The following is a 6617-nucleotide window of genomic DNA, read 5'->3' on the forward strand; positions in this document are numbered from 1 at the left end:
TGCTGCTGCGCGGACCAGAAGGGCTGCGCAATGCCCCGTCGGTCTTCCAGGGGCTAGGCATCCCGCTCGCACCCGGTGAGTGGATTCCGCTTTCCACTGTTGCGCGACTCGCGCGAGTGGACGGGCCGGTCAAGGTTGACCGCGAGAACGCGGCCCGCTACGCCGTGGTCCAGGCCAATGTCGCGGGTCGCGACCTCGTCGGCTTCGTCGACGAAGCGAAGGCAGCGGTCGCAGCCAGAGTGACACTGCCTGAAGGTTACACGCTGACCTGGGGCGGGCAGTTCGAGAACCAGCAGCGCGCCGCCGCCCGCCTCGCGCTGGTGGTGCCGGTCGCGCTCGGCCTCATCTTTCTGTTGCTATTCGCGACCTTCCGCTCGGTACGCCAGTCCGCGCTCGTGTTCGCGAACATTCCGTTCGCGCTCGTCGGCGGCGTCATTGCGCTATGGGCGTCCGGGCAGTACATGAGCGTGCCCGCGTCGGTCGGCTTCATCGCCCTCCTCGGCATCGCCGTGCTGAACGGTGTCGTGCTGATGAGCTACTTCAACCAACTGCACGCGCTTGGCATGCCGCTCGCGAGCGTCGTGGTCGAGGGTGCGAAGCGCAGACTGCGCCCGGTGCTCATGACGGCGAGCATCGCAGCGGTCGGCCTCGTGCCGCTGCTCTTCGCCACGGGACCCGGCTCGGAGATCCAGCGGCCGCTCGCTGTGGTCGTCATCGGGGGCCTCTTCACGTCGACGCTGCTCACCCTCGTGATCCTTCCCATCCTTTATCTGCGCTACGGGATCGAGCGTCCAACCGACCCGGTCGCAGCCGACAACCTTGAGGTCCTTCATGAAGACGCGTGACTGCTGCCTGACCTTGATGCTGCCGAAAATGCTGGAGGAAACCATCATCGGCCACCTGCTGGAGCACCCCGAATGGATCTCCGGCTTCAACGCGGGCGACGTCTCCGGCCACGGCGAGGCGGGCGTCGCGCACAGTGCCGGTGAGCTCGTGCGCGGCGCGTCACAGCGGGTCCGCATTCAGACCGTCGTGAACCGCGAGGACGCGACGGCGCTGATCGCGTACCTGCGCGCGCGGGTCGCCAATCCCGAGGTGGCTTACTGGCTCACCCCGGTGCTGGAATTCGGGAGGTTCGAATGAGGGCGGCAACCGCGTCCATCGTCCTGATGGCCGCCTGTTGGGTGCCAGTGGTCGGTGCGCGCGCGGCGGCGGACTTCCCCGATCTGCCGCCCGAATCCCAGGTGCTCGCAGCGCTGACACAGCATCCCGCCGTGCTCGCCGCGGAGGCCGATGTCCAGTTCGAGGAGGCGAACCGGCGTCGCCTCAAGGCGGGAACGTACGAGTTCCACGTGCGAGCCGAGGTGCAGAACCGGCACGTCCTGCTCGACCCCGGTTCCACCAACTACGCGGAATACGGCGTCGCGGTGGAACGGCCGGTGCGCCTGCCGGGCAAGGCAACGCTCGACGAGGAGATCGGCTCCGAGGGGGTGGAGGTGGCACGACTCACGCGCGGGGCGGCCATGCACGACACCTCGCGTCGACTGCTGCAGCTGTGGTTTGCGTGGCTGCGTGAGCACGCGGCGGTGCAACAGTGGCTGGAGCAGGTCGCCGTGCTACAGCAGCAGGTGGCAATCACGTCCAAGCGCCTGCGCGCCGGTGATGCACCGCGGCTGGAACTGAACCTCGCGGCGGCCGCAGCGAGCCAGGCGGAAGCGAGCGCCCTGCAGGCGCGTACCCGGGAGTCGATCGCGCGGACCGAGCTGGAACAGACCTTCCCGGGGCTGCGCGCGCCGCAGACCGTCGTCTTCGTCGAGCCGCAGCCGGTGACGCAACCCTTCGACTACTGGCGCGACCGCATCGTCGAGTACAACCACGAGATCGCCCGCGCCCGCGAGGAGGTGAAGCGACGCGAACTGCTCGTGTCACGAGCGCGGGCGGACCAGACGCCTGACCCGACGTTGGGGGTGCGCTACATGAACGAGTTCGGCGGCGCCGAGAAGATTGCCGGCATGTTCGTGAGCATGCCCATCCCCGGCGAGGCGCGCGCGGCATCGAGTCAGGCGGCCGTGGCGCAGGTCAGCCTGGCGACCCAGCAGGAGTCGGCGGCGTTGCGCATGGTCGGCGCCGAGATGTCCGCCACATACCACGGCGCCGTCGGCGCCTTCGATGCGGCCGGCAAGGCACGGGAGGCGGCTGACGCCATGACCCGCAACGCGGACCTTACGGGCCGGGCATATCAGCTTGGGGAGAGCAGTCTGAACGACGTGCTGGTCGCACGACGATTGGCGCTGGAGGCAGGTCTCGCCTTACGCAACGCGCGGCTGCAGGCGCAGGAGGCGCGCTATCGCCTGCTGCTCGATGCACACCTGCTGTGGCCGATCGACCTCGACGAGGACGCCGACAAGGGCCAGGAGGGCCCCCACGAGGACGACGGGCGAGCGTATTCTGAACGCCACCCATCATGAATTCGCGACCCTGCCTCGCTCCCCTTTTTCTCGCCGGTGCTCTCCGGTCCGCCGTCGCGGGCGAGCCGACAAGCTGCCCAATGGAGGAGTGCAATCGCGTCGACGCACCTATCTTTGCGGCCTGGCAGACGCTGCGACAGATGGATTGCGCGCGTTGCCACGGGGCCGATTGGGAAGGCAGCGTCGGCCCTTCCATCCTCGCTTACGTGCGCAGCCAGCCGAAGGAAAACTTCGTACGCGTGGTGCTGGAAGGCAGTCCCGGCAAAGGCATGCCGGGCTATGCCGGCGCGCCTCGCGTCGCCGGCGAGATCGATGCGATCTACGCTTACTTCAAGGGCGTGGCTGCAGGAGAGATCCCGGCGGGGCGGCTGGAGCGGCGGCAATAAGGCGCCCACTCGACGAGGAGGTCGACGCACGCGTGGCGCTGGCGGGAGATTTACGCCAGCCGATTCCGGTAGCCCTGCTTGCCTATTCTCATCGTGAATGACTATCATCCACGACGTGGAGACCCTTCCCCGGCTCGTCGGCAACGCCCTCGCCCAGCGGCTCCAGATCATGCCTGCCGTTGTGGTTACCGGCGCCCGGCAAACGGGCAAGAGCACGTTGGCGGAGCGGCTCGTGCCGGGACGGCGACAATACCGCTCGCTCGACGACTTCGACGTGCTGGACGCTGCGCGTCGCGACCCGGAGGCCCTCGTCGGCGGCGTCGAGCCGGTCACATTCGACGAGGTGCAACGGGAGCCCGGGCTGCTGCTGGCGGTCAAGCGCGCGATCGACCGACAGCGCGCGCCGGGCCGCTTTCTGCTCACCGGCTCCGCCAACCTGCTGCTGATGCGCCAAGTTTCCGAATCCCTGGCCGGGCGTGCTAGTTATCTGGCTCTCTGGCCGATGACGCGGCGCGAGCAAAGAGGCATGGGCCGTTGCGGACTCTGGGACGAGTTGCTCGCCGCGCGCGACGAGGATTGGCGCGACCTTCTCGCCGCCGCCCCCGAGTCCGCGGAAGACTGGCGCCTTCTGGCCCGCCGGGGCGGTTATCCGACCCCATCGCTCGAGCTCGTGACGCCCACTGAGCGGGCCATTTGGTTCGACGGTTACGTGCGAACGTATCTCGAACGCGACCTGCAGGACCTCGCGGCGATTAGTGCTCTGCCCGATTTCCGCCGCTTGATGCGTGCCGCATGCCTGCGCGCCGGCCAACTCGTCAATCAGACCGAACTCGGTCGCGACACCGCATTGCCGCAACCCACGGTGCACCGCTGGCTCAATCTGCTGGAAACCTCTTACCTTCTGGTGCGCCTGCCGGCGTATGCAGTGAATCGCACCAAGCGGCTGATCAAGGCGCCGAAGATCTACTGGGGCGACACCGGCTTGGCGCTGCACTTGGCGGAAATCGACGAGCCGGCCGGTTCACACCTCGAAAATCTGGTGCTGCACGATCTGCTGGCGTGGCGCGATGCGCGTGTCGAACGTGCGGAACTCGGGTATTGGCGTACCGCAATCGGCGAAGAAGTCGACTTCGTGATCGAGACCGCTGGCCGATTGCTGCCGATCGAGGTGAAGGCCAGCGCTCGTCCGCGGCTCGCTAATGCCGCACACCTGCGCACCTTCCGGGCCGAATACGGGAAGAAGGCCCGCGCCGGTCTGCTGCTGCACACCGGCAATACGCTCGAATGGCTGGCGCCGGACGTACTGGCCGCCCCGTGGTGGAGGGTGCTTTGATGCTGACCAAATTAGTCGCGCGCAACTTCAAGCTCTTTGACGCCGTCGAGATCGAACTCGGCGATCGTGTGGTCCTTGTGGGCCCGAACAACTCGGGCAAGACTTCGGCGCTACAGGCACTCGCCCTTTGGAGCATCGGCGTACGTCGCTGGCTGGAGAAGCGCGGTGACGGTAACGTGCCCAAGGAACGCGCAGGTGTAACAATCAACCGACGTGACCTCATCGCGGTTCCGGTTCCTGCGGCGAATTTGCTGTGGCGCGATTTGCATGTTCGGGAAGGTTACCGGGAGGTAAATAGGACAAAGACCCGAAACGTTCTGATCGAAATCGAGGTGCACGGCATCGATGACGGCAAGGCATGGACAGCGTCAATCGAGTTCGACTACGCCAACGAGGAATCCTTCTATTGCCGGTCCCCACTCGGGGCTGATGGACATCGACGCGTTGTTCCCGGTGTGGCGGGCAAGGTCAAACTTGCCTACTTGCCACCAATGTCAGGACTCGCGGCGAACGAGACTCGCCTCGACGAGGGCGCCCTCGACGTTCGCATCGGTGAGGGTCGGACCGCAGAAGTCCTGCGTAACCTGTGCTGGCGCGCCTACCAACGCGACGAACCACAATGGAGAGAGATCGGCGCCAAGATGAAGAAGCTCTTCGGAGTAACGCTCAACGAACCCCGCTACGTCAAGGAGCGCGGAGAGATCGTAATGTCGTACTCCGTCGGCTCCACCGAACTCGATCTTTCCGCAAGCGGGCGCGGCCAGCAGCAGACACTACTCCTCCTTGCTCACATGGCGGCAAATCCCGGCTCCGTTCTCCTCCTTGACGAGCCCGACGCGCACCTCGAAATCCTTCGCCAACGGCAGATCTACCAAGTCCTGACGGAGACCGCGGTTGAGACGCACAGCCAGATTCTGGCGGCCAGTCACTCCGAGGTGATCCTGAACGAGGCGGCCGACCGCGACACGGTTGTCGCCTTCGTCGGCAAGCCGCACCGCATCGACGATCGCGGAAGCCATGTACTCAAGGCGCTGAAAGAGATCGGCTTCGAGCACTACCTCCAAGCGGAGGAAAAAGGCTGGGTTCTATATCTCGAAGGCGCCACAGATCTCGCGATCTTGCGAGAGCTGGCACGCTGTCTGAATCACCCAGCGCAAGCGGCGCTCGACAGCCCATATGTGCATTACGTGGCAAACCAACCACGCAAGGCACAGGAGCACTTCTATGGCTTGCGCGAGGCCAAACCAGACCTCGGGGGAGTTGCGCTCTACGACCGACTCGCTGCCGGGCCACCGGCGGATCCGAATCTCGATCAACTGGTATGGAAGCGGCGCGAGATCGAGAACTACATTTGTCAGCGTACGACGCTGCTGGCATATGCCGCAGCGCGCGGTCGTTCCGAACAGGGCGAGTTGTTTGCAGATCACTGGCGCAAGACAATGGATGAAGCGATCACTGAGATCACTGCGGCCCTCGCGGCGCTCGGCAAGAGTGACCCGTGGCAGGGAGATCTGAAGGCAAGTGATGAATTCCTTGATCCACTGTTTGCCAAATTCTACGAGAAGCTGGGTTTGTTGAACCTTATGCGCAAAACCGACTACCACACGCTCGCCCCATACGTGCCAGAAGGGGAACTCGATCCAGAAATACGCGACAAGCTCGATCGAATCGCAAAGGTGGCGGCCCAGGCGAAACCGGCTGAGGAGGCTATCGACGGAAGCAGTTGACCAAGGTCGGGCTACCCTACCTTCTCCTCGCTCAGTTCTATCTCTCGATTACCCCGACCATAGCCCCCGTCAGACAGGTGGCGAGCGTACCGGCGATGATCGACTTCATTCCGAGCGAGACGATCTCGCTGCGACGCCCGGGCGCCATCGCGCCCATGCCGCCGATCATGATGCCGAGGCTGCCGAAGTTGGCGAAGCCGCAGAGCGCGTAGGTCATGATCAGGCGACTGCGCGGCGACAGATCGGCATCTCCGAGACGCGCGAGATCGGTATATGCAATGAGCTCGTTCAGCGCCGTCTTGGTCCCGAGGAGCGCTCCCGCGGTGCTCGCCTCGCGCCAGGGAATGCCCATGAGCCACGCCACCGGCGCGAGCACCCAGCCGAACATGCGCTGCACCGTGAGCGGTGTTCCCCGCACTTCCGGAAACAGCCCGAGCAGCAGGTTCACGAGACTCACGAGCGCAACCAGCACGACCAGCATGGCGACGATCGCGAGCAGCAGTTCGAGACCCTTCAGCGTGCCCTGCGTGATCGCATCCATCGCACCGTTGGCGTGAATCGGCGCGGACAGCGTGCCCCCGGTGGGCGCACCGCTCGGTGGCACCATGAGCGCAGCGATGGCAAGCGCCGCCGGCACACTGACGAGCGATGCGACGAGGAGCTGCGCGAGCGCGTCCGGAATCACGTTGCCGAGGATGCTCGC

Annotated in this window: 7 protein-coding genes; 6 read left to right on the plus strand and 1 reads right to left on the minus strand. The window is 65.4% G+C overall.

What is annotated here, in order from left to right:
• The 6 genes from JNK68_11395 to JNK68_11420 form a co-directional block, all read left to right on the plus strand.
• On the plus strand, window positions 1–845 hold an 845-nt coding region (locus tag JNK68_11395; GenBank protein ID MBL8540959.1), incomplete at its 5' end, for an efflux RND transporter permease subunit.
• Complete coding sequence (locus tag JNK68_11400; protein MBL8540960.1) at window positions 832–1143, plus strand: DUF3240 family protein; 312 nt, start codon at window positions 832–834, stop codon at window positions 1141–1143. The genes JNK68_11395 and JNK68_11400, both read left to right, overlap by 14 nt.
• Window positions 1140–2468 (plus strand): TolC family protein, encoded by a 1329-nt coding sequence (locus JNK68_11405; GenBank protein ID MBL8540961.1) that lies wholly within the window; start codon window positions 1140–1142, stop codon window positions 2466–2468. The genes JNK68_11400 and JNK68_11405 overlap by 4 nt, the downstream gene beginning before the upstream one ends.
• Window positions 2469–2608: 140 nt before the next feature.
• A complete protein-coding gene (locus JNK68_11410; GenBank protein MBL8540962.1) occupies window positions 2609–2854 on the plus strand; it encodes a c-type cytochrome in 246 nt (81 codons plus the stop codon).
• Between the two features lie 97 nt (window positions 2855–2951).
• Complete coding sequence (locus tag JNK68_11415) at window positions 2952–4187, plus strand: ATP-binding protein (protein ID MBL8540963.1); 1236 nt, start codon at window positions 2952–2954, stop codon at window positions 4185–4187.
• Window positions 4187–5914: an AAA family ATPase gene (locus JNK68_11420; GenBank protein ID MBL8540964.1), complete on the plus strand. Its 1728-nt coding sequence runs from the start codon at window positions 4187–4189 to the stop codon at window positions 5912–5914. The genes JNK68_11415 and JNK68_11420 overlap by 1 nt, the downstream gene beginning before the upstream one ends.
• Before the next feature lie 37 nt (window positions 5915–5951).
• On the opposite strand, the gene JNK68_11425 is transcribed toward JNK68_11420, so the two are convergent.
• Window positions 5952–6617: nucleoside:proton symporter (locus JNK68_11425; GenBank protein MBL8540965.1), on the minus strand; the 666-nt coding region annotated here is incomplete at its 5' end.

Source organism: Betaproteobacteria bacterium (assembly GCA_016791345.1).
Classification (GTDB): Bacteria; Pseudomonadota; Gammaproteobacteria; order Burkholderiales; family JAEUMW01; genus JAEUMW01.

Coding starts and splice junctions, on each gene's coding strand:
- JNK68_11400 (MBL8540960.1), top strand. CDS start 832: ATGAAGACGCGTGACTGCTGCCTGACCTTGATGCTGCCGAAAATGCTG.
- JNK68_11405 (MBL8540961.1), top strand. CDS start 1,140: ATGAGGGCGGCAACCGCGTCCATCGTCCTGATGGCCGCCTGTTGGGTG.
- JNK68_11410 (MBL8540962.1), top strand. CDS start 2,609: ATGGATTGCGCGCGTTGCCACGGGGCCGATTGGGAAGGCAGCGTCGGC.
- JNK68_11415 (MBL8540963.1), top strand. CDS start 2,952: ATGACTATCATCCACGACGTGGAGACCCTTCCCCGGCTCGTCGGCAAC.
- JNK68_11420 (MBL8540964.1), top strand. CDS start 4,187: ATGCTGACCAAATTAGTCGCGCGCAACTTCAAGCTCTTTGACGCCGTC.